The 25,708-nt window shown below is 61.8% G+C and carries 20 protein-coding genes, 1 pseudogene and 1 other annotated feature; of the genes and pseudogenes, 14 read left to right on the top strand and 7 right to left on the bottom strand.

The annotated features are described in order from the left end of the window. The first annotated feature begins 29 nt into the window (after positions 1 to 29). Positions 30 to 350 carry a flagellar hook-basal body complex protein FliE gene (fliE, locus tag ACZ5EF_RS14010; protein ID WP_346063296.1) on the top strand — a complete coding sequence of 107 codons (321 nt, stop codon included), beginning with the start codon at positions 30 to 32 and terminating at the stop codon, positions 348 to 350. 27 nt (positions 351 to 377) lie between these two features. Here fliE and ACZ5EF_RS14005 read toward each other — a convergent pair whose 3' ends face one another. Then, on the bottom strand, positions 378 to 734 hold the full coding sequence (locus ACZ5EF_RS14005) for a flagellar protein FlaG (protein ID WP_346063297.1): 357 nt from the start codon (positions 732 to 734) through the stop codon (positions 378 to 380). A 112-nt stretch (positions 735 to 846) separates the two neighbouring features. On the opposite strand from ACZ5EF_RS14005, the gene ACZ5EF_RS14000 reads away from it, so the two are divergent. The 5 genes from ACZ5EF_RS14000 to ACZ5EF_RS13980 all read left to right on the top strand — a co-directional run bounded on the left by ACZ5EF_RS14000 (position 847) and on the right by ACZ5EF_RS13980 (position 7,755). Further along, positions 847 to 1,722, top strand: coding sequence for a motility protein A (locus ACZ5EF_RS14000; protein WP_346063298.1), 876 nt, complete (start codon positions 847 to 849; stop codon positions 1,720 to 1,722). After that, the gene (locus ACZ5EF_RS13995) at positions 1,712 to 2,695 is read left to right on the top strand and encodes a flagellar motor protein MotB (protein WP_346063299.1); all 984 of its coding nucleotides are present in this window, start codon (positions 1,712 to 1,714) and stop codon (positions 2,693 to 2,695) included. The genes ACZ5EF_RS14000 and ACZ5EF_RS13995 overlap by 11 nt, the downstream gene beginning before the upstream one ends. 270 nt (positions 2,696 to 2,965) lie before the next feature. Further along, complete coding sequence (locus ACZ5EF_RS13990) at positions 2,966 to 4,585, top strand: methyl-accepting chemotaxis protein (RefSeq protein ID WP_346063300.1); 1,620 nt, start codon at positions 2,966 to 2,968, stop codon at positions 4,583 to 4,585. Between the two features lie 24 nt (positions 4,586 to 4,609). Next, positions 4,610 to 5,947 (top strand): sensor domain-containing diguanylate cyclase, encoded by a 1,338-nt coding sequence (locus ACZ5EF_RS13985; protein ID WP_346063301.1) that lies wholly within the window; start codon positions 4,610 to 4,612, stop codon positions 5,945 to 5,947. A gap of 38 nt (positions 5,948 to 5,985) precedes the next feature. Then, on the top strand, positions 5,986 to 7,755 hold the full coding sequence (locus tag ACZ5EF_RS13980) for a putative bifunctional diguanylate cyclase/phosphodiesterase (protein WP_346063302.1): 1,770 nt from the start codon (positions 5,986 to 5,988) through the stop codon (positions 7,753 to 7,755). Positions 7,756 to 8,395: 640 nt separating this feature from the next. Here the strand turns inward: ACZ5EF_RS13980 and ACZ5EF_RS13975 are convergent. Both ACZ5EF_RS13975 and abiEi read right to left on the bottom strand, forming a co-directional pair. Then, positions 8,396 to 9,316 carry a nucleotidyl transferase AbiEii/AbiGii toxin family protein gene (locus ACZ5EF_RS13975; protein ID WP_346063303.1) on the bottom strand — a complete coding sequence of 307 codons (921 nt, stop codon included), beginning with the start codon at positions 9,314 to 9,316 and terminating at the stop codon, positions 8,396 to 8,398. Continuing rightward, positions 9,309 to 9,851 (bottom strand): type IV toxin-antitoxin system AbiEi family antitoxin, encoded by a 543-nt coding sequence (gene abiEi, locus ACZ5EF_RS13970; protein ID WP_346063304.1) that lies wholly within the window; start codon positions 9,849 to 9,851, stop codon positions 9,309 to 9,311. The genes ACZ5EF_RS13975 and abiEi overlap by 8 nt, the downstream gene beginning before the upstream one ends. Before the next feature lie 539 nt (positions 9,852 to 10,390). Between abiEi and fliD the strand changes: the two genes are divergently transcribed. Then, entirely contained in the window at positions 10,391 to 11,758 is a 1,368-nt protein-coding gene (fliD, locus tag ACZ5EF_RS13965) for a flagellar filament capping protein FliD (protein ID WP_346063305.1), read from the top strand. 79 nt (positions 11,759 to 11,837) lie between these two features. Here fliD and ACZ5EF_RS13960 read toward each other — a convergent pair whose 3' ends face one another. Further along, entirely contained in the window at positions 11,838 to 13,298 is a 1,461-nt protein-coding gene (locus ACZ5EF_RS13960) for a flagellin N-terminal helical domain-containing protein (RefSeq protein WP_346063306.1), read from the bottom strand. A gap of 363 nt (positions 13,299 to 13,661) precedes the next feature. Between ACZ5EF_RS13960 and ACZ5EF_RS13955 the strand changes: the two genes are divergently transcribed. From ACZ5EF_RS13955 to ACZ5EF_RS13935, 5 genes are all read left to right on the top strand, one after another. Continuing rightward, the gene (locus ACZ5EF_RS13955; protein WP_346063307.1) at positions 13,662 to 14,882 is read left to right on the top strand and encodes a FliC/FljB family flagellin; all 1,221 of its coding nucleotides are present in this window, start codon (positions 13,662 to 13,664) and stop codon (positions 14,880 to 14,882) included. A gap of 126 nt (positions 14,883 to 15,008) precedes the next feature. Continuing rightward, on the top strand, positions 15,009 to 19,379 hold the full coding sequence (locus ACZ5EF_RS13950; protein WP_346063308.1) for an FkbM family methyltransferase: 4,371 nt from the start codon (positions 15,009 to 15,011) through the stop codon (positions 19,377 to 19,379). 99 nt (positions 19,380 to 19,478) lie between these two features. Continuing rightward, positions 19,479 to 20,834, top strand: a complete 1,356-nt coding sequence (locus tag ACZ5EF_RS13945) for a UDP-glucose dehydrogenase family protein (protein ID WP_346063309.1) — start codon at positions 19,479 to 19,481, stop codon at positions 20,832 to 20,834. 202 nt (positions 20,835 to 21,036) lie between these two features. Then, complete coding sequence (locus tag ACZ5EF_RS13940) at positions 21,037 to 21,561, top strand: hypothetical protein (protein WP_464122177.1); 525 nt, start codon at positions 21,037 to 21,039, stop codon at positions 21,559 to 21,561. Positions 21,562 to 21,642: 81 nt separating this feature from the next. Next, a complete protein-coding gene (locus ACZ5EF_RS13935; protein WP_346063311.1) occupies positions 21,643 to 22,200 on the top strand; it encodes a hypothetical protein in 558 nt (185 codons plus the stop codon). Between the two features lie 283 nt (positions 22,201 to 22,483). Here ACZ5EF_RS13935 and ACZ5EF_RS13930 read toward each other — a convergent pair whose 3' ends face one another. The 3 genes from ACZ5EF_RS13930 to ACZ5EF_RS13920 all read right to left on the bottom strand — a co-directional run bounded on the left by ACZ5EF_RS13930 (position 22,484) and on the right by ACZ5EF_RS13920 (position 23,825). Then, on the bottom strand, positions 22,484 to 23,161 hold the full coding sequence (locus ACZ5EF_RS13930) for a hypothetical protein (protein WP_346063312.1): 678 nt from the start codon (positions 23,159 to 23,161) through the stop codon (positions 22,484 to 22,486). Positions 23,162 to 23,191: 30 nt separating this feature from the next. Then, on the bottom strand, positions 23,192 to 23,554 hold the full coding sequence (locus ACZ5EF_RS13925) for an opioid growth factor receptor-related protein (RefSeq protein WP_464123370.1): 363 nt from the start codon (positions 23,552 to 23,554) through the stop codon (positions 23,192 to 23,194). Positions 23,555 to 23,642: 88 nt separating this feature from the next. Then, the gene (locus ACZ5EF_RS13920) at positions 23,643 to 23,825 is read right to left on the bottom strand and encodes a hypothetical protein (RefSeq protein ID WP_346063313.1); all 183 of its coding nucleotides are present in this window, start codon (positions 23,823 to 23,825) and stop codon (positions 23,643 to 23,645) included. A 203-nt stretch (positions 23,826 to 24,028) separates the two neighbouring features. Here ACZ5EF_RS13920 and ACZ5EF_RS13915 point away from each other — a divergent pair. After that, positions 24,029 to 24,959, top strand: a pseudogene (locus ACZ5EF_RS13915) (IS3 family transposase); the annotation flags it as partial. Then, positions 24,307 to 24,438, top strand: a sequence feature (AL1L pseudoknot). It overlaps the preceding pseudogene by 132 nt. 494 nt (positions 24,960 to 25,453) lie before the next feature. Then, positions 25,454 to 25,705, top strand: coding sequence for a hypothetical protein (locus tag ACZ5EF_RS13910; protein ID WP_346063314.1), 252 nt, complete (start codon positions 25,454 to 25,456; stop codon positions 25,703 to 25,705). The last annotated feature ends 3 nt before the right edge of the window (positions 25,706 to 25,708 follow it).

Here is a 25,708-nt window from a genome sequence, read left to right as displayed (position 1 = left end):
CTCTCAGCGTGTCACAGGAGCCGAATCTCATGTCCACCCCCGCCATTCATGCTGCTTTGCAGCAGATGCAGAGCCTCTCTGCCCAGGCCTCCGCTTCGCCGCTGAGCGGCCCGGCCGCCGCCGGCCAGGGCGGATTCGCCGCCGAGCTGGCCAACTCCATCCAGCGCATCAATCGCCTGCAGCAGAGCGCCAATGCCCAGGCCACCGCCTTCCAGGCCGGTGACCCCAATGTGGCGCTCAACGATGTGATGGTGGATATGCAGAAGGCCAGCGTGGCCTTCCAGATGGGCCTGCAGGTGCGTAATCGCCTGGTCAGTGCCTACCGGGACGTGATGAATATGCAGGTGTAGGGCCAGGCCCTGCGAGAAGTCGAGAGCCTACGCCTCGAGGGAGATCAGCCGGCCCCTGACCTCTTCCAGGCGCTCGGCGATGGCCAGGACCTCCTCGGAGGGGATCTGGCGGATCAGCTCGCCGCTGTCGCGATCGACGATGCGCGTGATGGTGCGGTTGCCGACATCGGCCAGTTCGAACTCCACGCCGTAGTTGCGCATCACCTCGTTGATGCGCTGCAGCGGCTCCACCAGCGCCGCCTCTTCGGGGGGCGCCGCCTGGCTGAGTTGGCCGCCGGCGGTGGGCAGGTTGGCCAGCAGAGCCTCGACGTGCTGACGCGGGCTCAGGTCGTTGAGGGGGGAGCCGGGGGCATGGGCACTGACATCCGCTATCGGGTGACTCATGGAAGGATCCCTTGCGTGAGTGGTTGGAAGTCTTGTTTTTCTTATTGAGTCCATCGGCCATGGCGGCGGGAACTTTAGCCCGGGCTGATGGCAGCCAAGCGAGAGCCTGAATATGAACCCCTCCACCCTGATCGGAATCGTCGCCAGCCTGCTGATGCTGGCCAGCGTGGTGCTGTGGAGCGCCGATAGCGCCACCGCCTTCCTCAACCTGCCGGGGCTGGCCATCGTGGTCATCGGCACCCTGGCGGCCACCTTTATCAGCTATCCGCTGCGCGAGGTGGTGCGGGTGGTGCGCCTGGTCGGCCTGGTGTTCCGCCGTGAGAATCGCCACGAGCGCGAAGACATCGACGCGCTGGTGGCCCTGGCCCGGCTGTGGTTCAAGGGCGACGTGCGAGCGGTGGAGCGGCGCCTGGAGGCCTGCCCCAATCCCTTCCTGCGTACCGGGGTGCAACTGGTGATCGACCATACCCCGGACGAGGAGATCCATGACCTGCTGCGCTGGCGCATCGCCCGGCTCAAGGCCCGGGAGCGCGCCGAGGCGCAGATCTTCCGCACCATGGCCCTCTATGCCCCGGCCTTCGGCATGATCGGTACCCTGGTGGGGCTGGTGAACATGCTTGGGGTAATCGAGGCCGGCCAGCTCACCGTGATCGGCGAGCGCATGGCCCTCGCCCTGCTCACCACCTTCTATGGCATCGTGCTGGCCAACCTGGTATTGAAGCCCATCGCCGTGAAGCTGGAGCGACGCACCGAGCAGCGCCTGATCGCCATGAACATGATCCTCGAGGGGATCTCGCTGATGTCGCGGCGGCGCCTGCCCTCGGTGATCGAGGAGAGCCTCAAGTCGTTTATCGCCCATCACCATGACGAGCTGCGCGACGGTCAGGGGCAGGAAGCCGGCGCCCCGGCACTCCGCTGGCGACTGCCGCGGCGCCGGCCGGCGTCCACCGCGACGGGCGACGAGAGCGAGGCCTCCCATGCCGGCTAGTTATCGCGGGCGCCATCGTCACGATAGCCTCTTCGAGGAGCTCGAGCCCGACGAGGGGCAGAGCGGCTGGATGCTCAGCTATATTGATATGATGACCCTGCTGGTGACGCTCTTCGCGCTGCTGCTCTCGCTGACGGCGGTGTTTCGTGGCCCCGCCGAGGCCAGTCCGATGGATCTCGGCCCGGCCGAGGTGAGCCCCGCCCGGGTGGAGGTCTCGCCCTTTGCCCTGGTAGCGGCGCTGCGCGTGGCCGAGGGGCCCCGCGTGCCGGCCCCGCCACGGCCTCGCGGTCGGGATCCCCTGGACCTGCCCCGGCCCATCGACTGGGCGCCGCCGCGCCCCGCCGCGCCGGCGCCGGCCCTGGCGGTGCGGCGCGTGCCCTATGCGCTGCCGTCTGCGACGCCCGGGTTACCGGCGCTGGCCCTTCACGAGGCGCTGGATCCCGAGGCCTGGCAAGACCTGACCCTGGTGGTCACCGAGCGACCGCCGAGTAACGTGCAGCGCCTCGACTCCGAAGCGCTGGCCGGGGCCGAACGCCTCCAGGCGGAAGTGAGTGCTCGCCTCGATGAGGCGCGTGAGCTGCCCAGCCTGGAGGGGGTGGAGATCTCGCCGGTGGCGGAAGGGCTCAACCTGCGCATCCAGGACCGCCTGCTCTTCGATAGCGCCACCGCCGAGCTGAGCGAGGCCGGCCGCGAGCTGATCGAGCGCCTGGTGGCGATCATCCAGCGTTATGAAGGCACCGTCTCGGTGGAGGGGCACTCCGACGACCGGCCGATCTTCACCGACCGCTTCCCCTCCAACTGGGAGCTCTCCTCGGCCCGCGCCATCGTCATCCTGCGCCAACTGGAGGCGGCCGGCGTCGACGCCTCGCGGCTGCGCGCCATCGGCTACGGCGAGACCCGGCCCCTGGCCAGTAACGACAGCGCCGAGGGCCGTGCCACCAATCGCCGGGTGGAAGTGATCGTTCACTTATAGCCCTCTCCGGTCGTAGCGGTGTCCTTGTGGGAGCACACTTTAGTGCGCGATTGAGTTGGGTGAGGCGCCGCCAGGCGCCTCGGTTTTTCCCGCTCAATCACCCGGCATGGCCGAGTTCCCACCGGGCCCTGAACTGGGCTCATTTCCCCTTCCTTGATCTGTATCAACGCCGTTTCGCGATAACTCGCCTATTTTCGTTATTCCGAATGTGCCGTGACGTCGCAAGTCACGCGGGTCATAGCGTCACAATAACAATAAGGACAGGGAATAATGCGTATAAACCAACCGGTCACCGAGGCGGAATACGATATCGGTGACGCCCAGAATCTGATCTCCCGCACCGACCTTCGCGGGCGCGTCACCTACGCCTCACCTTCCTTCAGCGAGGTCAGTGGCTACCGCCAGGAGGAGCTGGTCGGCGCACCACACAACTTGATTCGCCACCCGGACATGCCCGAGGCGGCCTTCGCCAACCTCTGGGCCACGCTCCAGGCGAAGGAAATCTGGACGGGGCTGGTCAAGAATCGCCGCAAGAATGGCGACTACTACTGGGTGCGCGCCCATGTGGTACCGATCCTTGAGGGTGACGAGGTGCAGGGCTATACCTCGGTGCGGGTGCGCCCCAGCCAGGCGGAGAAACGCCAGGCGGAGGCGGCCTATGCCGCGCTGCGCGAGGGGCGCGGGCGGGGCATAGGCCTGGATCGGGGGCGACTGATTCGTGGCGGTTGGGCGGGGCGCCTGTGGCGAAACCGTCCCGGGACACTGCGGGGGCACCTGCTGCTGATCGTCGCCTTGGCCAGCCTGCTGGTAGTGGCCGGGGAGTGGCTGGGCCCCTGGGGGCGTGGCCTGGGGCTGGGCCTGCTGCTGATCAGCGCCGCCGGCTGCTATCGGCGCATCGGTCGGGCGGTGGATCGGGCACGACGCTTCGCCATGCAGATCGCCGCCGGCAACCTGGTGGCCGCGCCGCCGCCTCGGGCCGGTGATGAAATGGATGGGGTGATAGATACCATGGCCTTGATGCGTCATAGCCTGGCGAATATCTCCCAGGACATTCGACACACCCTCGGTCACCTCAAAGAGGAGCTGGGTGAGCAGGCGGAGGATCATCGGGTCCTGGCGGAGCAGGCGCGGGTTCAGTCCGAGCGCCTGGCCGAGACGGCGGAGCGGATGAATACCCTGACCCAGAGCGTTCAGGAGGGGGAGGCGAGCCTCACCACGGCACAGCGCCAGGCCCAGCGGGCGCATCAGGTGGTTGGCGAAAGCGAGACCCAGGCCCGTGCCCTGGTCGAGCGGATGGTCCAGGTGCGCGGCAGTGCCGACAAGATGAACGAGGTCACCCGGGTGATCGAGAGCATCGCCTTTCAGACCAACCTGCTGGCCCTGAATGCCTCGGTGGAGGCGGCGCGCGCCGGGGAGCATGGCCGGGGGTTCGCGGTGGTGGCTCAGCAGGTGCGCCAACTGGCCGAGCGCTCCAGCGAGGCCATCGAGTCGATCGATCAGCTGATTGCCACCACTCAGGGGGAGATCAAGAGCGGGGTGGCGCAGATCGCCCAGCTGGCGGAGAACAACGGGCGCCTCTTTGAGGCGGTGGCCGCCATCGATGCGCTGATGGCAGAAGTGACCGCCACCACCCGGGGGCAAGGGGATGCCCTGTTGGCCCTCAATGGCAGCGTGGCCAGTATGGATCGACAGACCCGAGCCCAGGCTGAGCGCGTCGGTCACAGTGCCGAGCTGGGCGGCCTGCTGGAGATGCAACTGGTGGCCCTGGAAAATGCGATCTCCTCGCTGCGGTTGGCGGGGTGTGGCAAGGAGTGGGTCAGTCGTGAGCGCCGCAGGGAGGCGCGCCAGACGCTGGCACAAGCTCCCGAGCTTGGCGCCCTGGTGGGGTAAGCGATGAATGAGAAGGGAGTCGTTATGGAATCGCGGATTGAATCGCGTATCGAGCCAGCGCCCCGTGCCGACGACCGAGACGAGGCCAGTCGGTTGGATCGCCGGGTTGCCTCGGATTGCCGCCTGCTGGCCATCGCCATCGAGCAGAGCCCGGTGGCCACCGCCATTACCGATGCCGAGGGACGCTTCGAGTTCGTCAACCGGCGCTTTATCGAGGTGACCGGCTATGGCCGCGACGAGCTGCTGGGCCAGACCCCGGCGCTGATCAAGTCGGGGCATACCCCGCCGGCGGTCTACCAGTCGCTGTGGCGCACCCTGGCGGCGGGAGAGGTGTGGCGGGGCGAGCTCCTCAATCGAAAGAAGAGTGGCGAACTCTACTGGGAAGCGGAGATCATCACCCCGGTGCGCGATGGGCAAAGCGGCATGGTGCGTTATGTGGTGGTCAAGGAGGACATCACCCAGCGCAAGCGTCACGAGAGCGAGCTGCGGTTGCTGGCCACCGCCTTCGAGACCGGCCAGGCGACCCTGATCACCGATGCCGAGATGCGCATCGAGCGGGTCAATGCGGCCTTCAGTGCCATCACCGGCTACCGGGCCGAGGAGGTGATCGGCGAGACGCCGCGGCTCTTCAAGTCGGGACGTCACGACGAGGCCTTCTACGCGGCGCTCTGGGAGGCGGTCTTGACCACCGGCCACTGGCAGGGCGAGATCTGGAATCGCAACAAGGCGGGGGAGGTCTACCCACTCTGGCAGTCGATCACCGCGGTGGCCGACGAGGCCGGCGAGATCCGCAACTTCGTGGCGGTGTTCCATAACATTAGCGAGCGCAAGCGCATGGAACGTGAGCTGGCCCGCCAGGCCACGCGGGATCACCTGACCGGGGCGCTCAATCGCCGCGGCTTCGACGAGGCCCTGGCCGGTGCGCTGGTCGAGGCGGAGTGCCAGGCGCGACCGATGTCGCTGCTGCTCTTCGATATCGATCACTTCAAGGCGGTCAATGACCGTCATGGCCATGACCGCGGCGATGCCATCCTGCGAGCCCTGGCCAGGCGGGTACAGGCCTGCCTGCGCTCCAGCGACCTGCTGGCCCGCTGGGGCGGCGAGGAGTTCACCCTGTTGCTGCCGGGCACCGATCCCTCGGGGGCCCGGACCATCGCCGAGCGGCTGCGTCAGGCGGTGGCGGCTGCGCCTTTCGCCGGGCTCTCGGTGACCATCAGCCTGGGGGTAGCCAGCCATCGTCCCGGCGAGTCGGCCCAGGCGCTGCTGCAGCGTGCCGATGCGGCGCTTTACCAGGCCAAGGGGCAGGGGCGCAACCGGGTGATGGTCGATGGTCAAGATCGGCACATTAGTGTTGAATTCTAATATAACAAGCACAAGATGACCGGCTAAGGAGCCCGAGTATGTGTTCTTCTCAAGGGCTGGTGCCGGAACCGGAAGTGTACCGGGGAATGTCGCCGGGTGGGTCTCGGGGCGCCGGGCGTCTCGATACGCTTTCCCATGCCGACCGGGCCTTCTTCGATGCCAGCGAGGCGATGCTGATCACCGATGCCGAGCAGCGCATCCTGATGGTGAATCCGGCGCTGGAGGCCCTGGTCGGCCTCGACGAGGCGGCCCTGCGCGGACGCTCGCCGGACGGCTTCGTCGCCCCTCGGCAGGGGGCCTCCCAGTGCCTGGCGGACTGGCAGCTACTGCTGCAGCAGGAACAGGGGCGCCTGGAGATGCTGCTCCACGACGCCCAGGGGCGCGACCGCCCCACGCTCTTCTCCTTCCGTCGGGTACGCGACGCCGCCGGTATGACCTCCCATCATGTGGTGACCCTGACCGCCCTCGACCGCTCCCTGGAAGGTGGCGCCCGGCGGGCCAGTCGCGAGGCCTATTTCGATGCCCTGACCGGCCTGCCCAACCTCAAGCTGCTGACCCAGCTGTTGCAGGACGCCATCGTCCACGCCCAGGGGGCCGGCGAGACCCTGGCGGTCTGCTGCCTGGATATCGATCACTTCAAGCGCATCAACGACCAGTTGGGCGAGCTGGCCGGCGACCGGCTGCTGGCCAGCTTCGCCCGCCGGGTCAGCCACCTGCTGGCCGGCGACGAGGTACTGGCCCGGGTCGGTGGCGACGAGTTCGTGCTGCTGCTGCACCGGGAGCCGGACGAGGCCTTCCTGGGACGGCTGCTGACGGCGATTCGCCAGCCGATTCGCCTCGACGGCCAGACACTGCGGCTCTCCGCCAGCATCGGCGTGACCCTCTACCCCGACGACGAGCAGGAGGGCGACGTCCTGCTGCGCCACGCCACCCAGGCCATGTACCGGGCCAAGCAGCGTGGACGCAACACCTACCATCGCTTCGACCCCGGCCACGACCGCCAGCTGCAGGCGCGCCAGGCCCAGCGCGACCGCTTCGCCCGGGCCATCGACAACGACGAGCTGCGCCTCTACTACCAGCCCCAGGTGGACATGCTCAGCGGCCAAGTGGTGGGCCTGGAGGCCCTGGTGCGTTGGCAGCATCCCGAGCGGGGCCTGATGGCCCCGGGGGAATTTCTGCCGGTGGTGGAGGGCACGCCCCTGGCGGCGGCCCTGGGGGAGTGGGTGATCCGGCGGGCCCTGACGCAACTGAGTACCTGGCAGGCGCAGGGCATCACCCTGCCGGTCAGCGTCAATATCAGCCCGGTGCATCTGTTGCAGGCGGATTTCGTGACGCGCCTGGAGAAGCTGCTCGAGCAGCACCCCGAGGTGCCAGCCCGCCAGCTCAAGCTGGAGGTGCTGGAGAGTGCCGCCATGCACGATATCCAGGCGGCCCTGGAGGCGATCCACCGCTGCAAGGCGCTGGGCATCGCCATCGCGATCGACGACTTCGGCACCGGTTTTTCGTCGCTGACCTACCTGCGCCAGCTGCCGGTGGACCTGATCAAGATCGATCAGAGCTTCGTGCGCGATATGCTGGTGGACGGCAACGACATGGCCATCGTCGAGAGCGTCATCTATATGGCCAAGCGTTTCGGACGGCCCATGCTGGCCGAAGGGGTGGAGACCCTGGCCCACGCCCGCGCCCTGGTGGCGCTGGGCTGCCACCAGGCCCAGGGCTACGGCATCGCCCGCCCCATGCCTCCGGAGCAGTTACCCACCTGGCTGGCTACCTGGCCGGAGCGTGAGGAGTGGCAGTGGCTGGGCTGACCCGACCGGGCCGCCCAACTTTCTGTGAGAGCGCCGATTCGGCGCGATATGGCGCCGTTAGGCGCCCTGGGGTTCCCGGCCCATCACTCGGCACAGCCGAGTTCCCACAAGGCCACCGCCGAGCCACGGGTTTTGTGGGAGCTCGGATTCTTCCGAGCGATTGGCGCCGCCAGGCGCCCTGGGGTTCCCGGCCCATCACTCGGCACAGCCGAGTTCCCACAAGGCCACCGCCGAGCCACAGGTTTTGTGGGAGCTCGGATTCTTCCGAGCGATTGGCGCCGCCAGGCGCCCCGTGGCTCCCGGCCCATCACTCGGCACAGCCGAGTTCCCACAAGGCCACCGCCGAGCCACGGGTTTTGTGGGAGCGCCGATTCGGCGCGATATGGCGCCGCCAGGCGCCCTGGGGTTCCCGGCCCAATCACTCGGCACAGCCGAGTTCCCACAAGGCCACCGCCGAGCCACGGGTTTTGTGGGAGCGCCGATTCGGCGCGATATGGCGCCGCCAGGCGCCCCGGGGTTCCCGGCCCATCACTCGGCACAGCCGAGTTCCCACAAGGCCACCGCCGAGCCACGGGTTTTGTGGGAGCGCCGATTCGGCGCGATATGGCGCCGCCAGGCGCCCCGGGTATCGAATGATGGCCTAAAGTCTGAACTCCTGGGGAGGGGGAGAGGCCCCTTCCAGCTCGGACACCACGCCACCTAGCGTCTCGCTCAGCTCTCGGCAGAGGAAATCGGTAAACTTGGCCCTGAACAGGGTGCGTTCGAGCGTATCGGCAGGTAGAAAACGTGTCATTTCGAGCCTGAAGGCATCGCCGCCGATGATATCGGGCAACCTGTCGATCAGGGCCTTTGCCTTGCCGATATAGTCCTCGACACGATAGTCCCGCAGTTTCTGCGTTACCAAACCGATGTTCGGGGTAGCTCCCTGCTGCTTGAGCCATTGCAGGTCCCAGATGTCGCGGTGTCGCACATACTTTTGCGTATTGACCAGGGAGGCCAGCTTGTCGGCCATTATCTCGTCGAGGCCTTCGCAAAGGACCAGCAGATCACTGTAGCCATCCGGCAGGAAAGGGTAATGCACCTGCAGGCTTCTGGCTTGGCGGGTATAGGCGGGAATATTGGCGATTTCCAGCTTGATGCGTTGCTTGGGAAGATCGGGACGGCTGGGCGAGGTCACCACGGCCACCTGCCACTTATCGACCTTGACCTCCGCATAGGCGGGCTCATGGCGCAGTGTCCTGGGGGGCTTGACGGTCACCTCGAGGCGGTAACGTCGGCTGACATAGGTTTCGATGCACGCCTTGATGGCGGCTACCCTATCGTTCTGGAAGTCCCGACCCCCGGCGAAGTCCAGGTCCTCACTGAAACGTGATGCCCCGTAGCATAGCCGGAGCGACGTGCCGCCCTGGAAGGTCAGGTCGTCGAGCAAGCCCTCGCGGTCGAGGGCGAAGAGGATATCGAAGTGGAGCAGCTCCTTCTCGATCACCGGGCGCATGGCTTGCCTGCCCGGCTCGGCTATGGCGCGGGCCACCAGTTTTTCGAAGTCGGCGGGATCAATCATTGGCGAGTTCCTCGCTATCGACGAGATGGGTATTGCGTCCCACGCGTTTCAGGTCGGCCCAGGCCGCTGCGGGAGTCGCCAGGCGCAGGGGGCGCCCTACATCGCGTGCCCGCTCCAGCAGCACGTTGGAAACAGGGCGGCTGGTGTGGGTGAACTCGATGGTGCCGTAGGGGGTGCGGTAGGTGCCTTTGCGCCCGGTGGTCATGATGGTGAGGCGGTCGACGGGAATCTGCGAGATAACGCCATACTCCGACAGGGCCGACTCCAGGCTGACGTAGCTGTATTCCCCTCGGCGCATGACACAAGCGATGCGCTCGAGGAGATAGGGGGCGTCGGTTCTGGCCAGGGCGTAGTGGTAAATGCCCCGGGAAACACCCTCCAGCAGCCCCTGTCGGCGCAGCCGGTTGATGCCTTCCTGCAGTGTCTTGGGGCTATCTTCGGGGAAGAGCTTCGCCAGGTCGCGCCGGGTAAACAGGCTGCGCCCTTCGTGGCGATCCCATGCATCGAAGCGGTGTCGAGCCGTCTGGTAATCCATAAGTATACACAAAGACTATGTATGGATAGTCTAGGCGTCTATTTGTGAGGTCGCAAGCGGATCGCTCACCACCCGGTAATCACCGTACTCTCGCTCTGCCTTTGTTGAACCACCCAGCTTCCTATGGGAGCACGCTTGACGCCTCGGTGATTCGAGGGACACCCCAAGCTAGTCGAGCGCAGGAAGAGAAGGGGGCGCCTCGGTTTTCCCGGCCCATCACTCGGCACGGCCGAGTTCCCACAGGCCACCGCCGAGCCACAGGTTTTGTGGGAGCGCCGATTCGGCGCGATTCGGCGCGATATGGCGCCGCCAGGCGCCCAAGCTATGCTGGCTTGCCCCTTGCCCCTTGCCCCTTGCCCCTTGCCCCTTGCCCCTTGCCCCTTGCCCCTTGCCCCTTGCCCCTTGCCCCTTGCCCCTTGCCCCTTGCCCCTTGCCCCTTGCCCCTTGCCCCTTGCTGAAAATTTTCCCTAAAGTTCTCCCGCCGCCGGCCGATACCTCAAGCAGAAACCTATTTTCGGTATTCAAGGGGGCTGAACTCCATGGCAGGCATCTCATCACTCGGCATCGGCTCCGGCCTGGACCTGAACGGTCTCCTGGACCAGCTGCGTAGCGCCGAAAGAAAGCAGCTCGAGCCACTGACTCGGCAGGTCGCCCAGCAGGAGGCCAAGATCTCCGCCTACGGCCGGCTGAAGTCCGGTGTCGACAAGCTGCAGAATGCGGCGGCGGCGCTCAATGATTCGGCGCTTTATCAGAAGCTCTCCGCCAGTGTGCAGGGCGATGGCCTGTCGGCCTCGGTCAGCGAGTCGGCGAGCCCGGGGAGCTATGATATCGCGGTCACCAGTATCGCCACCGCGGGGAGCCTGGCCACGACTCGGGTGGACAGCCTGGAGGATAGCCTCACCGATGCCGGGGCCACCCTGGATCTCGACTTCGGTGACGGCAGCACCTACTCGGTGAGCCTGGAGGCCGACAGCACCCTGGAGGGAATTCGCGACACCATCAATGCCGATGCGGATGCCGGCGTCGATGCCTCCATCATCAATGACGGCAGCGGCCATCGCCTGGTGCTCTCGTCCCGGGACACCGGGGCCGATGCCGGGATCACCGGTATGACCTTCAATGGGCTGTCGGCCGGCGTGACCCTGGGGGAGGATGCGGCCACGGCGCGTCTGGGCAAGGATGCCGAACTGGATATCAACGGCATCACCATCACCAGCGCCACCAATACTGTGGAAGAGGCCATCCAGGGGGTGACCCTGACCCTCTCTCCCGAAGCCGAGGGCAATACCCTGAGCCTGACCGTATCCCAGGACAAGGAGGCGGCCAAGGAGGCCGTCACCAAGTGGGTCTCCGCCTATAACCAACTGCAATCCACCATCGGTCGCATGATCAAACCGGGTACCGATGATACCTCGGCCGGTGAGCTGATCGGTGACAGTACCGTGCGTACCCTGGAATCCCGCATGGTGCGCGACTTGACCAGCAGCGTGCCGGGCGGCGACTTCTCCCTGCTTTCGGAGCTGGGGATTTCCCTTAATGAAAAGGGGCGCTTGGAGATCGACGATGAGACCCTGGATGCGGCCATCGCCGACTCGCCCCAGGGCGTGGCGGATTTCTTCGCCGGCGATAGCGAAGAGGCCGGTATGGCGGGCGTCTTCAATGCCACTCTCGAGCAGGCCCTGGATGACAAGGGCATGATCGGTAATGCCATCGAGGGGGCCGAGAGTCGCGTCGATAGTCTCAAAGAACGCTTCACACGCATGGAGACCAGTATCGAGCGGACCATCGAGCGCTATCGCAAGCAGTTTGCGGCGCTCGACGGCATGATCGCCCAGATGAACCAGACCACCAACTACCTGACCCAGCAGTTCGACGCCCTTAGCGCACAGCTAGGCCGCAAGAAGTAAGTCGTCGAATCAGTTTGAGGGCAAGCAATAAGCCCCGGCCAGTGGCCGGGGCTTATTGTTGATGGCGGTGTGGCGGGGATTAGTCGTTGAGCAGGGAGAGTACCGTCTGAGGCGCCTGATTGGCCTGAGCCAGCGCCGCAGTGCCTGCCTGCTGCAGGATCTGGCTGCGCACCATCTGCGAGGTCTCCCGGCCATAGTCGGCATCCATGATGCGGGATTGTGCGGCGGCGGTATTGGTTGACTGCTGTTCCAGGTTCTCGATGGCCCCATCGAAGCGATTATTAAGGCTGCCGTAGTAGCTGCGATATTCGTCCACCATGCCCAGGGCATTATCGAAGGTGCTTAGGGCGGCACTGGCTCCTTCGCTGGTTGATAGGCTGATCTGGTCTATGCCGAGTGTCTGGCTGTCCGCCGGAGTCGGCTCGATGGTCAGCATATCGGCCTTGTCGCCATGGCCGGCGCTCATGACGATATCGGTGGGTGTGCTGGTCGGATGCTTGGGAGGGCCGTCGGGCATGCTGTCCCAGTCCACCCGCATGTTATAGCTCCCGCTCCCCATTATGGCGAGGAACAGAGGCTCCTTGACTTCCTCGATAACGACGCGCTCGATACGCGTGGGGTTGCCATCGGAATCAAGGTCATTACTACCATCGTTGATACTCGTATCGTGCCAGTCACCGTCCCCGCTATAGGTGACCTGCATGCCGGCGACCGTCCGGGTTGTGCCGCCGCTGGAGTCATAGTCACTGGTGTTATGAAACAATACAGAGCCATCGTAGGCGGCGTCATCGCTGAAACCATTGGTCTCGTTGATCAGTTGGTTCTCGGCGTCTTGCTCTGTAGTGATGCCACGCGCCGTCCAGGTAGAATCGGTGCCCGCGGGGTCGCCCTCGACCAGCGGGGTGCCGACGAGGTGGGTGCCATCGCGGGTGAACAGCTGGATATCATCGTCGGCGCCCAGGGAGTCGATCTCGATTACCAGCCCCGTGGTTCCGGTAGGAATAAAGCCGATGGGGTCGGTGCCCGAGGTGCGCCCGTTATCCCAGTCGCCCTTGGGGACTTGCAAGGCATTCTTGATGGTCTGGGTATTGCCCAGCTCGGTCACCTCCTGGCGCTGTGCCTCGGGAGCCAGCGGGTGTTTTTCGAAGGTCTGGGTGTCCATGGCCAGGCGATCCACTTCCTCGGCGATCTCCAGAAACTCATTATGGATGGCACTGCGGTCACCGGAAGACAGGGTGTCGCTAGCCGCCTGAACGGCCAGCTGCCGCCCACGCTGCAGTAGTGCATTGATGCCCTCGAGGCCGCCTTCGGCGGTTTGCATCAGGCCGATGCCGTCGTTGAGCCCCTGGCTGACCGCATCATTAGCGCGCAGGTTGGTTTCCATGCGATTGGCGATGGCCTGGCCGGCAGCATCGTCCTTGGCGCCATTGATACGCAGCCCGGAGGAAAGCCGTTCCATGGCGCTGCGCAACGATGACTGGTTGTTGCCCAACTGCCGCTGGGTGGTCAGTGCCGTCAGATTGGTATGTATGGAAGCCATCAGCGTCCCTGCAGTCGTCTGTACATCTACCCTGTTGGCATGGTCTATCGGCAGTGGCTAAGGCATCTTTAGCTAGGCGGCGAACTTTTTCTTCTTTCGGACCCGCTATCATCATGTCGGAGGGGCATTGCCCCGCGGGTGCGCACTTCGGTGCACGATAGGCGCCCAAGCTATGCTGGCTTGCCCCTTGCCCCTTGCCCCTTGCCCCTTGCCCTCGGGCAGAAAATTTTTCCACCCAACCCTAAAGTCCCCTGCCGGCTGGCCGTTAAACAGGGTAACGGCCAACGGCGCCGTTGCGGCAGGCCCCACCGATGCATGGCTCGGGGCGGCCAATGGAGCCCTCAACGCAAGAAGGAAGATCTCATGTCAGTGATCAATACCAACATCACCGCGATGATCGGTCAGGGTAACCTGATCAAGTCTCAGAATGCGCTCTCCACCTCCATGGAGCGCCTCTCTTCCGGCCTGCGCATCAACAGTGCCAAGGACGATGCCGCCGGTCAGGCCATCGCCAACCGCATGAGCAGCCAGATCACCGGCCTGGCCCAGTCCCAGCGTAACGCCAACGACGGTATCTCCGTGGCCCAGACCGCCGAGGGCGCCCTGAACCAGGTCAACGACAACCTGCAGCGTATCCGCGAGCTGTCCGTTCAGGCCCAGAACGACACCAACAGCCAGGACGACCTCAAGTCCATCCAGGGCGAGATCAACCAGCGCCTCAACGAGATCGACCGCATCTCCGCCGAGACCGACTTCAACGGCACCAAGGTGCTGGCCAGCGATCAGAGCCTCTCCATTCAGGTCGGCGCCAACGATGGCGAGACCATCGAGGTCTCCCTGGAGGAGATCAACGCCGATACCCTGAGCCTTAACAAGTTCAATATCTCCGGCCCCGAGAATGCCGAGGCGGCCACCACCAGTGCTGCCGATCTGGCGGATGCTAACGAGTACCTGGGCAGTGCCGTTGGCACCAGTGTTACTGCATACGCCGGTACTGGCGTGGCCGTAATGGACGGTACTGACTTTGGTTTCAACTCGGCCTCTGCTGCTGCCGGGGAGGGCACTATCTATGTCGATGATAACGGCAACCTCTATTCCAAGCTGAATATCGATGGCACCGAGCTGACCGAGAGCGAGGCCGAGAGCCTGGCCGAGCAGGGGATTCGCGTCGATACCAGCACAAGTGCGAATGCAGTCTATATGTCGCTGGACGCCGATGATGCGACAGTGAACTCGACCGGCGTTCTGAGCTTCGATGCCACCGGCAATACCGGCGACGAGAACCTGGCCAATCTGACCTTCGAGCGTAGTGCCGATCCGCTGGCGGCCCTCGACCAGTCGCTGAACCAGGTGGATAACCTGCGCTCCGATCTGGGTGCCATCCAGAACCGCTTCGAGTCGGCCATCACCAACCTGAACACCAACGAGACCAACCTCTCGGCGGCCCGCTCGCGTATCGAGGATGCCGACTATGCCAAGGAAGTGGGCAATATGACCCGGGCGCAGATCCTGCAGCAGGCCGGTACCTCCGTCCTGGCCCAGGCCAACCAGACCCCGCAGAACGTGTTGTCTCTGCTGGGCTAAGTCTCCGCATCAACGCGGGGTCATGGAACGGGATAGCCATCGGCTATCCCGTTTTTCATGGTTTTGCGGCTCCTCGGGCCGGGTAAGATGACCATCAGATATCCACCATCGAGAGAGAAAAGCGATATGGCCAAGCCCAAGCGTCGAACCACAGCGAAATCGAACCGGCAAAGTCGTGAAGCCCAACTCGAGCGCTTGGCGAACACCTTCCTCGAACATTACCGGGCCAAGCGGCTGGAGACCGCCGTGCCCCTGGCCCGGGAGATCACCGAGCGCTACCCCAAGGCCTCCTTCGGCTGGAAGGCCCTGGGCACGGCCCTGATGGAGGCCGGCGACTCCCAGGCCGCCGTGGCACCCCTGGAGCGGGCCCTCGAGCTTCAGCCGGACAATAACGAAGCCCTGACCAATCTGGGCAAGGCGTTACAGCAGTTGGGCCGTTACGAGGAAGCCGAGGCCTGCCTGAACCGCGCCCTGGCGGATGCCCCCGAAAATTACCAGGCCAATATGCACCTGGCGGGGATCCATCAGCAACGCGGCCGCCACGACCAGGCCCTGGGCTACTACGAGCGTTCCCTGGAGAGCCTGCCGGATGCCCTCCTCGCGCAGATGCGCAAGGCCACCGTGCTGGTCGAGCGGCGCGACTACGATCAGGCGCTGGCTATCCTCGAACCCCTCGCCGAGCAGAGCCCCAAGGCGGTGGGCGTGCTCACCAACCTGGCCAACCTCTACGGCACCATGGGCCGCTTCGATGAGGCCGAGGCCCTCTATCGGCGCGCGATCGACCTGCGGCCCGATGCCTGGATCGCCTTCTCCAACTATTACTTCACCGCCCACTATAATCCGCGGCATACCGCGGAAGATCTTTTCGCCATCGGCGAACAGTGGCAGCGGCGCTATGCGCCGGTGGAGCCGCCGTCTCGCCCGACCACCGAAAAGGCACCGGCACGCCCCCTGCGTATCGGCCTGATCTCGGCGGGCCTCAAGACCCATCCGGTCGGCCAGATGATCCTCGGCGCCCTGGAGCAGCTACCACCGGGGCAGTTTCAGTTGTATGCCTACTCCGACAGCCTGGTGGATGACGCCACGGCGCGTCGTCTCAAGCCCCTGATGCATCGCTGGCACGAGGTGCCGCATACCTCCCATGGGGATCTGGCGCGGCTGGTCCGCGACGATGCCATCGATATCCTGATCGATATGACCGGGCATACCTCGGGGAGCCGTTTGCCGGTGATCGCCGAGGAACCGGCGCCGCTGATCGTCAAGTGGGTCGGCGGGCTCTTCAATACCACCGGGGTCGAGGCCGTTGACTACCTGATCTCCGATGCCGTAGAGACCCCCGATGGGGTGGATGATGGCTACCTCGAGAAGCTGATCCGCCTGCCGGATGACTATATCTGCTATACGCCGCCTCGCCATCTGGACGATGAGCCCGGCCCGCTGCCGGCCCTAAGCAACGGCCATCTCACCCTGGGCTGTTTCAACAATCCGGCGAAGATCAACGAGGTGCTGCTGGAGCAATGGGCGAGCCTGATGCAGGCGCTGCCCGGTTCGCGGCTGCTGCTCAAGGGCGGCCAGTATTCCGATGCCAATTATTGCGAACGGCTGCATGCCTTTATGGAGGGCCAGGGCATCGACCGCGAGCGTGTGTTGCTGGAGGGGCCGGCTCCCCATAAGGAGCTGGTGGCGACCTACCGCCGAGTGGATATCGCCCTCGATCCCTGGCCCTACTCCGGCGGCCTGACCACCTGCGAGGCGCTCTATATGGGCGTGCCCGTGGTGACCCTGCCGGGCCCCAGCTTCGCCGGCCGTCATAGCGCCACTCACCTGGTCAATGCCGGCATGCCGGAGCTGGTGGTCGGCAGTTGGGAGGAGTACCGGGAGCGGGTGCTCGGGCTGGCCGCCGACCTGGAGAGCCTGGCCACGATTCGCCGCCACCTGCGTCGAGTGCTGCTGGACTCCCCGGTCTGTGACGGCCCGCGCTTCGCTCGCCATCTGACGACGGCCCTGCGTGCCATCTGGCAGCGCTACTGTGAGGACAAGCTCCCGGCGGCACTGAGTGTCGACAAGGAAGGGCAGGCCCGCTTCGCGGACCAGAGCGAGCCGGTCCAGGTGGCCTATGCCAGGCGGGTCGAACAAGCGAACGAGGGCTTCAACTGGCAGTTGCCCGGCAAGATTATCGCCATCGACAATAGCGCCAAGCTGATTCGAGAGCCCGGATTCGATGCCCTGCGTCGTCTTAATGCCTTCGGCGTCGTCGCCTTCGACCCGGCCAGTCGCGTGGAGAACCCCGGCCGGTTCCAAGGTGGCAAGGATGTCCAGGTATTCCCCCACGCCGTGTTGGGAAATGGCCAGCCTGCGACCCTCCATGCCTGTCTCGATCCGGCCCTTAGCGGCACCCTGGAGCCGTTGCCGCTGGAGCAACAGCACGGCGCGAATCAGCAAGGCGCTCGGGTATTGACCGAGCTACCCATCAATACCATCGCCCTGGACAATATCGAGGGCCTGGACAGCCTCGACTGGCTGATCCTGGACGATCTGAGCGATGCCATGACCATCCTGGAGCATGGCGAAAAGGCCTTGAAGGAGGCCCTGCTGATCCAGGTTCGCGTCGCCTTCCAGCCCACCCATCGACGTCAGCCGAACCTCGCCGAGCTGCAGCACTGGATGGCCCGCCACGGCTTCCGCTTTTACCGCTTCAATGACGGACAGCACCGCAGTCATCTACCCGAGAGCGTGCCCGCAGAGCAACGCCAGGCGACGGAGTTGGTAAGCACCGACGCGGTCTTCCTGCCTAGCAATAAGCGAACGGCCCTGCTCAGCGATGCACAGCGAACCAAGCTCGCGTTTCTGCTGCATACGGTGTTCGGTGCCAAGGACATGGCTTATTATTTATTAAAAGACGTATCTGGTGATAAAGCAGGTCACTATCTGAAAGAAAACTGGCTGGCAAGGCCTGTAAATAATAATATGCGGAAGGGTGGGCGGGCGATTGATAATATCCAAGAAGTTGCCAACTACCTTCGTGAAGCTTCTATTTCTAGCTTTCACCCAAATCACTCGCTACCAGGGAGTCTAGTTGTCTCATTGACATCTTATAGTTCACGGTTTGATAATCTTTATCTCACCTTGCGTAGCTTGATGTTACAGGAGGTTTTCCCAGACCACCTGATCCTTTGGATTGCTGAAGAGGAAAAGAGTGAGCTTCCCAAGAATGTGTGGGAGTTAGAGCAGTATGGTTTGAATATTAGGTTCTGCGAAAATATGCGCTCGTACAAAAAGATTGTTCCGTCACTGCGCGAGTATCCTGATAGCTTCATTGTAACCGCAGATGATGATTTGTATTATGATTCGAAGTGGCTAAAAGGTCTTGTCGATAGCTGGGATGGTGATGAAAGGACAGTTATCGCACATCGGGCGCATAAGATTGTGCTAAATGATAAGGGGAGGCCGCTTCCTTACAGAAAATGGAAATGGGAAGTGGGGCAAAAAGAGCCTGTCGATGGGCTTATCTTTCCAACAAGTGGAGCAGGTGTGTTGTGGCCTCCCCATGTTTTTCATAGTGACGTTACTTATGTTCGTCGCTTTATGGAACTATGTCCCAGCGCAGACGATATCTGGTTGTATTGGATGGCATCATTGAATGGAGCAAAAGTCAAATGTTCAACTTATGAGTTTCGTTTTGCTGAGTGGCCGAGCAATGGCGTCTCACCTCTTTGGAAGGAGAATGTTATAGGAGGCGGGAATGATAGACAGATTGAAAAACTTATGAGCTTCTATGATAATCCTTTTTTTGTATCAAGAGGAGTTGAGGCTTCAAAGGGCGTTTCTTTTTTCTATGCCGGGGAGAAGGTGAAGTTTGTTCTTCCTAATGAACGGGATCATATTCAGAAAATAATAAAAAGATCAAGCTCTTTTTATGAGTTAAAAATGCTTGAAGATATTCGCTCAAGAGTTTCAGGGGGCGGTGTGATTCTTGATGTTGGCGCTAATATTGGGAATCATTCTGTTTATTTTGGTATGTTTTGCGAAACTTCCAAGGTTTTTTCTTTTGAGCCTCACCCCTCTATTTATAAAGTTCTTGAGAGGAATGTTTCTGAGAACGGCCTTTCTGACAAGGTTGTTTGCTGTAATTTTGGAGTTGGTGAGAAAGATGGAAAGGCAACTGTTTCTTTCTATGATGAAAATAATGTCGGGATGTCAAGGCTTGAGATCTCTGGGGGAGGGGATATCAAGGTGGTTAGTCTAGATGGTTTTTGTGAAGAGCTAGGTGTCGGTGTTGATTTAATAAAGATTGATGTTGAAGGGATGGAGCCTGATGTCATTAAAGGGGCTTCGAGGGTGATTGATAGATTTTCCCCTATTCTCTATGTTGAGGCTGGCGACTCTACTGCTTTTGAAAAAGTTAATTTTCTTCTTGAAGGCTATGGCTACGAATCCGTTGCTAAGTTTAATGCCACTGCTACATATTTGTTCTTGAGAGGTGGTGTTCACTTTTAAGTGCTGTTTCGGTTTTTTTGGATAAGTTTTGGCATGTGTTGATATGCATACCAATAATTAATGAAGAAAACACATCAAGATGTTGACTGGAGGCGGTGTATGAAGGCCACTATCTTCGGCAGCGGCTACGTGGGGCTGGTCACCGCCTGTTGCCTGGCCGATGTGGGTCACCATGTAATGTGCATGGATGTGGATGCCGACAAGATCGCCCGGCTGCACCAGGGCGAGGTGCCCATCTACGAGCCGGGGCTGGCCGAGCTGGTGCGTCGCAACCTGGCGGCAGGGCGGCTGCACTTCACCACCGAGGCCGCCGAGGCGGTGGCCTTCGGTACCCTACAGTTTATCGCCGTGGGCACGCCGCCGGATGAGGATGGCAGCGCGGATCTGCGGTATGTGCTGGCGGTGGCCGAGAGCATCGGCCGGAATATGGATGACTTCAAGGTTATCGTCGACAAGTCCACCGTGCCGGTGGGCACCGCCGAAAAGGTGCGAGCTCGGGTGGCCGAGGCGCTGGCCGAGCGCGGTGTGGAGATTCCCTTTGAGGTGTGCTCCAACCCGGAGTTCCTCAAGGAAGGCTCGGCCATCGAGGACTTCAATCATGCGGCGCGGATTATCGTGGGTACCGAGAGCGAGCGCGTCCGGTCGCTGATGCGCGAGTGCTATGCCCCCTATATCCGCTTGCAAGAGAAGCTGGTCTTTATGGGCGTGCGTTCGGCGGAGCTGACCAAGTATGCCGCCAATGCCATGTTGGCCACCAAGATCAGCTTTATCAACGAGATTGCCAATCTGGCCGAACACTTGGGTGCCGACGTGGAGGAAGTGCGTCGAGGCATCGGCTCCGATCCGCGTATCGGCTATCACTTTATCTATCCCGGCTGTGGCTATGGCGGCTCCTGCTTTCCCAAGGACGTGAGTGCCCTGGCACATACCGCCTCGGAAGTGGGGTGCCAGGCCGAATTGCTGGATGCCGTGGCGGCGGTCAACCGGCGCCAGAAACGTACACTGTTCGACAAGCTCTCTCAGGCCTTCGATGGTGAACTGGCCGACAAGACTATCGCTGTCTGGGGGCTGGCCTTCAAGCCCAACACCGACGATATGCGTGAGGCGCCCAGTCGCGATCTGATGGAGTCCTTGTGGCAGGCCGGGGCCAGGGTGCAGGCCTTCGATCCCAAGGCCATGGAAGAATGCCGTCGCCTGTATGGGGAGCGAGTGGATCTGCGGCTGACTCGGGACCGAGAGGCGGCGGTCGAAGGGGCCGATGCCCTGGTAATCTGCACCGAATGGAAGGAGTTCCGTGCCGTGGATTTTCACTGGCTACGCCAGATCCTGCGCAGCCCGGTGGTAGTCGATGGCCGCAATCTCTACGATCCGGCTCTCGTAAGAGAGGCCGGGCTCCTGTACTTCGCCGTGGGGCGGGGTGCTTCTCTGCTACCGCTGCCGAGCGTAGAGGCCTAGGCTTTTCTGATGATGCCATGATGCCGGTTTGACTGCAATAAGAGGCCTGCTCACTCGGCCTGATGGAGGCAGTTGGTGAAGCTGCGTGACGTTGAGGGTGTTGTACCAGTGCAACTAATAGTGATGGCGTCAGAGGATGGGGAAACCATGGAGTATGAGTCTTGGAGTGGATGGCAGCTATGATTCGGACAAGGCTAATGCTATGAGTGATGATGCCTGTGTTCCCACCTCGCTGTCCGAGAAAATCTTGGGAGAGTATGCCCCGAAGACCCTGGGGGAGCTGAAAGCCTCGGTTCCCGAGGGGAATTTGCTTGCTACCACGCTAATCGACCTAGGCGCGCCTGAATATTTTTTCGGATTAAATCAGCGGCGAGATGGTTTCGTCAGATATCTGGAGCTGTCGCTGAGCATCGATGGAGTGGTGCACGAAACGGCTTTCTGTGCCGGGTACTTGGCGATTGGTGCGCCCTGTACCAGTAATGGCTTTCCGCCCGCGATAATTCTCGGCGACTGGAGTCGCGTCGAGCTATATGCCGAAGACCTAGATCTTCGGTTACCCAAGCTTGGTCGGGCCTCGGCGTTAGCTTCCAGCCTGTCCTATCGTACCCTAGCGCAAGCCTTCAGGAAGGCAATATTATCTGGTCAGTATCGCCGGCACGCTTCCTTGACTGAGCACGACCTCATGGCCGCCCTGGAAAGGCATTTCGCATGGTGTTTGCCGAAGTAAGTTCTGGGGTGATTGACCTGTGGTTTGCCAAGTTTTCAGGGAGAGTCCGGTGGGGAATCTATCCATAGAAGTGAGTTTTTTATGACTTTCGATCCTAAATGTTTCTTTGCTGAATTTAGAAATTCCCTGAACCTCTCTCGAGGGCGGGATCTGGTTGCCAAGACCTACAATGCGGATGATACGCTGCGTATTTTTGAAGCTGTGGATGCGGCGTGCAAGGCGCAGCCTGAGCATTTTCCTGTAGAAGGTAAGTCGTACTGGAATGGAACGACAAAAGACAGAGAATTCTTGTGTGACTATACATATCATGATCCTAATCACCGCATTCTCTTGTCTCTGGAAAGCGAGTGGGGGGTGTTATCCTCTCCGTCGAGAACGACCGAGGAAGTGATTTTTGACTTCAAGAAAGTTATTAATATGGCTTCTCCGGTAAAGATAATGGTGTTCGCTTACGTGGATAAAGATAATGAAAAATCCACCCGGAAAGCAATGGCTGATATCGTACGAAAGTGGCCTCAGGATCGATTGGAAACCTTGATGGCGATTGCGTGTCCTTGGCATGATGAGCTTCATGCTGGAAGCATAGCAGGCTATCACTGGCATAAAGGGGAGTGGGAGCCGATACCGGCTTCATCTTGATATTCGGTGATATTCTTTCTGGTGAGCTTCGAGCGCTTCGAGGTCACCAGAATGGATGTCCCGCTGTCGGAAGATACGACAAGTTGCTCGAGATCCTCGACAGTACCGTCAGGGCGTAGCGGGAGCATACCTGACGATGTTGGGGGAATGGGACTCGACAGAATCGTCGAGACGTCGGACCGCAACTAAACACTTAGTTCCGTGGCGTTCCGGCCCCAGCATAGCACAGCCCCGCCCGGCAGCCGTGGCACGCCGGGCGGGGCGGAGTGGGGCCTGTCCCCGATTACCCCCAGACCAGCGCAGTGACATCCCGTGCGCGGTTGCCGCGCCCACGGGGCTGAGCGACAAACCGCAGGGAGTCTCCCAGCCTCACCGGATTGCGTTGGTAGTCATCGCCGATGGGGTAGTCGGCACGGAACGGCTCAATGGCGCCGGCCAGTTCACTGGCGATCCGCTCGCGGTGATCGAAGACTTCATCCTTCAGCGCGGACATATGGGCGAGGATTGAGCAGTCGATCAGCGTGCCTTCCAGCCATTTTGACTCCGAGGCGTAGCCGGCACACCAGCGCAGCCGGGATTCCTGGAGGCAGACCTCCATGGAAGTTGCGTGTTCGCCGACGAAGCAGGATCCCAGCATCACGCCGGTAATGTGATATTTCTTCGACTTGAGAGCGATTTTCGTCAGCAGCGTAACGATATCCATGCCACCAATAGTGCGCTTATAGCCATGCGCGGCGATGTAGACCGTGCGGCTGTCGAAAGTGCCCTTGCAGAGGCAGTCCAGGGCCATCTGGAAACTGCGCTCATCGTAGAAGTTGGCGTAGTGGACCTCGGTATCACCAGTCAACTTGGCAATGCCTTCGATAAACGGCAGCACGCTGGTGCGATTGGCATCGTCGGTATCCAACTCCCAGGGAGCTTCCAGCACGACAATGGCGCGGTTAGAACGGTATTTGCTCATGTCTTTTCCTTAGTCCCCCGTGAGGCGGTGTCATGTCTGCGTGGCGGCTCGCCAATACCCCAGAGACTGTTCGGACACCACGCCCTGGGTGGTGATGACGGCGTGCTGGAAAGCCGCCGCCAGTTCCGGCTGATGGCAGAGATGCAGGCTGCGGATGATCCGCGAGATACGCAGGTGGTTGTGCCCGCCACGCTTCAGCCAGATATGCTCACCCATATTGAGGTCGGCCAGCGGGTCGATGATCCGCTCCCGGCGCGCCAGGCCAAAGAAGGCCAGCATCACGTCGAGCGAACGCCGTTGCTTGACACGCAGAGACTCGTCGTCGGCGAAGGCGATTCTCGCTTCCTCGACCAGCAGCGGAGCGAAGCCGTTGAAGCGCCCCGCCTCGGGAATCGGAAACAGCCACTGGATGTAGTCGTGGGTATGCTCCAGCCAGAAGGGTGGCAGCGGACAGATATCCGCAATGGGGGCCTGTCCCCGATTATCCCGCCTCCCCCACGGGACAGAGCAGGATTGTCAGTTGATCATGATCACTGAGTTGCGTATCGAAACGCCTGGCCTCATAGGCCTGGGGCACTCCCAGGGTATCGCAGTGAAAACGCTCTATCGTCGCCACGAGCTCGGCCATCATGGCGCGCTGCTGTTCGGAAGTCAGACAAGGCATGAGCGAATCCTCCTGATAGGCACCCGCTTAGACTACCCACCCCTTGCAGGCGGCGTAGCCGGGAAATGGCGTCCATTACATACACTATTAGGCATTTAGGTTTTAGAAAGTGCGGCCAGGCTAGTCCCTCAGCGGTCGGGCCCGACAGGCAAGTGAACCGTACCGGGATTCCCGGAGGCTCCAAACCTTGAGAGGATGGAGCCATGAGCACATCAAAACGATACTCCCCCGAGGTACGCCAGCAGGCGGTACGCATGGTTTTCGACCACGAGGCCGACTACCCCTCGCAGTGGGCGGCCATCGGCGCCATTGCCCCCAAGATCGGCTGCACGCCGGAAACCCTGCGGAGCTGGGTCCGGCAGGCCGAGCGTGAGGCGGGTCGCCGGGAAGGCACTACGACCTCAGAGCGTGAGCGGATCAAGGCGCTGGAGCGCGAGAACCGGGAGTTGAAGCAGGCCAACGAGATCCTGCGTAAGGCGTCCGCGTATTTTGCCCAGGCGTAGTGCGACGGGCAGGCCTTCCTGCGCCGCGGCAAGTGATGATCGAGTTCATCGATGATCACTGGGCGTCGTACGGGGTCGAACCGATCTGCCGTGTCCTGCCGATCGCCCCGTCGACGTGCTACGAGCACCAGGCCCGTGAAGCCCAGCCTGACTGCGCGCCGCCCCGAGTCCAGCGCGATCACTGGCTGTGCGATGAAATCCAGCGCGTCTGGGATGAGAACTTCGGTGTTTACGGTATTGCCAATTGCATCGAGAAGCTATCCCAGCCGTTCACTGCACCGTCGAGCGCCTGATGCGCCGGATGGGGCTGCGTGGCGTGGTGAGAGGCAAGCCGGTCCGTACGACCGTGCCAGATCCTAACAAGACCTCTCCGGCGGACCTGGTGCAGCGGCAGTTTCAACCGACTCAGCCGAACGCGCTGTGGGTGTCGGATTTCACCTATGTCGCGACCTGGCAGGGCTTCGTCTATGTCGCCTTCGTCATCGACGCCTTTGCCCGCCGGATCATCGGCTGGCGAGTCTCCCGCACACCCCGCACCGACATGGTGCTGGATGCGCTGGAGCAGGCGCTTCATGAGCGCCCTCAGCGACCTGGCAGCGACTTGATCCACCACAGCGATAGGGGCGTGCAACTTAGGTTCAAGGCTAAGTTTGGTTTGGTATTTCGGTCGAGATCTCTTTTCTGTACCGGTGATCTTGCGTTTGCTCGTGATTTCTTGAGAGAGGGGTGCTCCCTGATAGCTCTAGAGCCCGCCGGGGACTATAAAGTTTGCTTTAGTAGAAGGTGTAAGGATTTTACCCCTCATTTCAATGTTGTTTGTGGCTGTTTTCCAGAAAATCTGGAGGCGGCAGTCGTAGGCGAGCTCGAGTCTTTGGAGTACTCCTGTTTTGAATGTTGTGGGCTTGAGATGGCTGCCGCATCAGGTAGTGAGGTGATGCTCTTTGCGGAAAGGTATCGTTATACTGTGGTTCCTGGATTCGACCAGTGATTGTGGCCAGTCAAAATGGATCAAGCTACTGGGGTGTCATCGGTGACATTTTTTCGGGGAGCCGGATCGCCGAGCTCCCACTGTGGTATTCACGCCAGTCTGAGAAGAACTATTTTCAGAATAGAGGAGATTAAAAAATGGACGCCAAGGACGATTTCCAAACTGAAAAACCGGCCGCCGAGTGGCTATCACTGGCCGTGGCCTTTCGGGCGGTTGCTGTGCTTAGCCTGGCGATGGGGGGCTATTTGTTTTTCGAGGCGCTTCAATATGCCTCGGTGGCGGGCCCGGGGGTCTATATCACGGCGGCGCTGCGCTTGGGCATTGCGGTGGTGATCGCACTGTTTCTGCTGTTGGGCGAGAAGGTCTGCCGTTATCTGGATGGGGAATAGCAC

It is taken from the genome of Bisbaumannia salifodinae, assembly GCF_055388505.1.
This window is presented reverse-complemented; position numbering and strand designations above follow the sequence as displayed.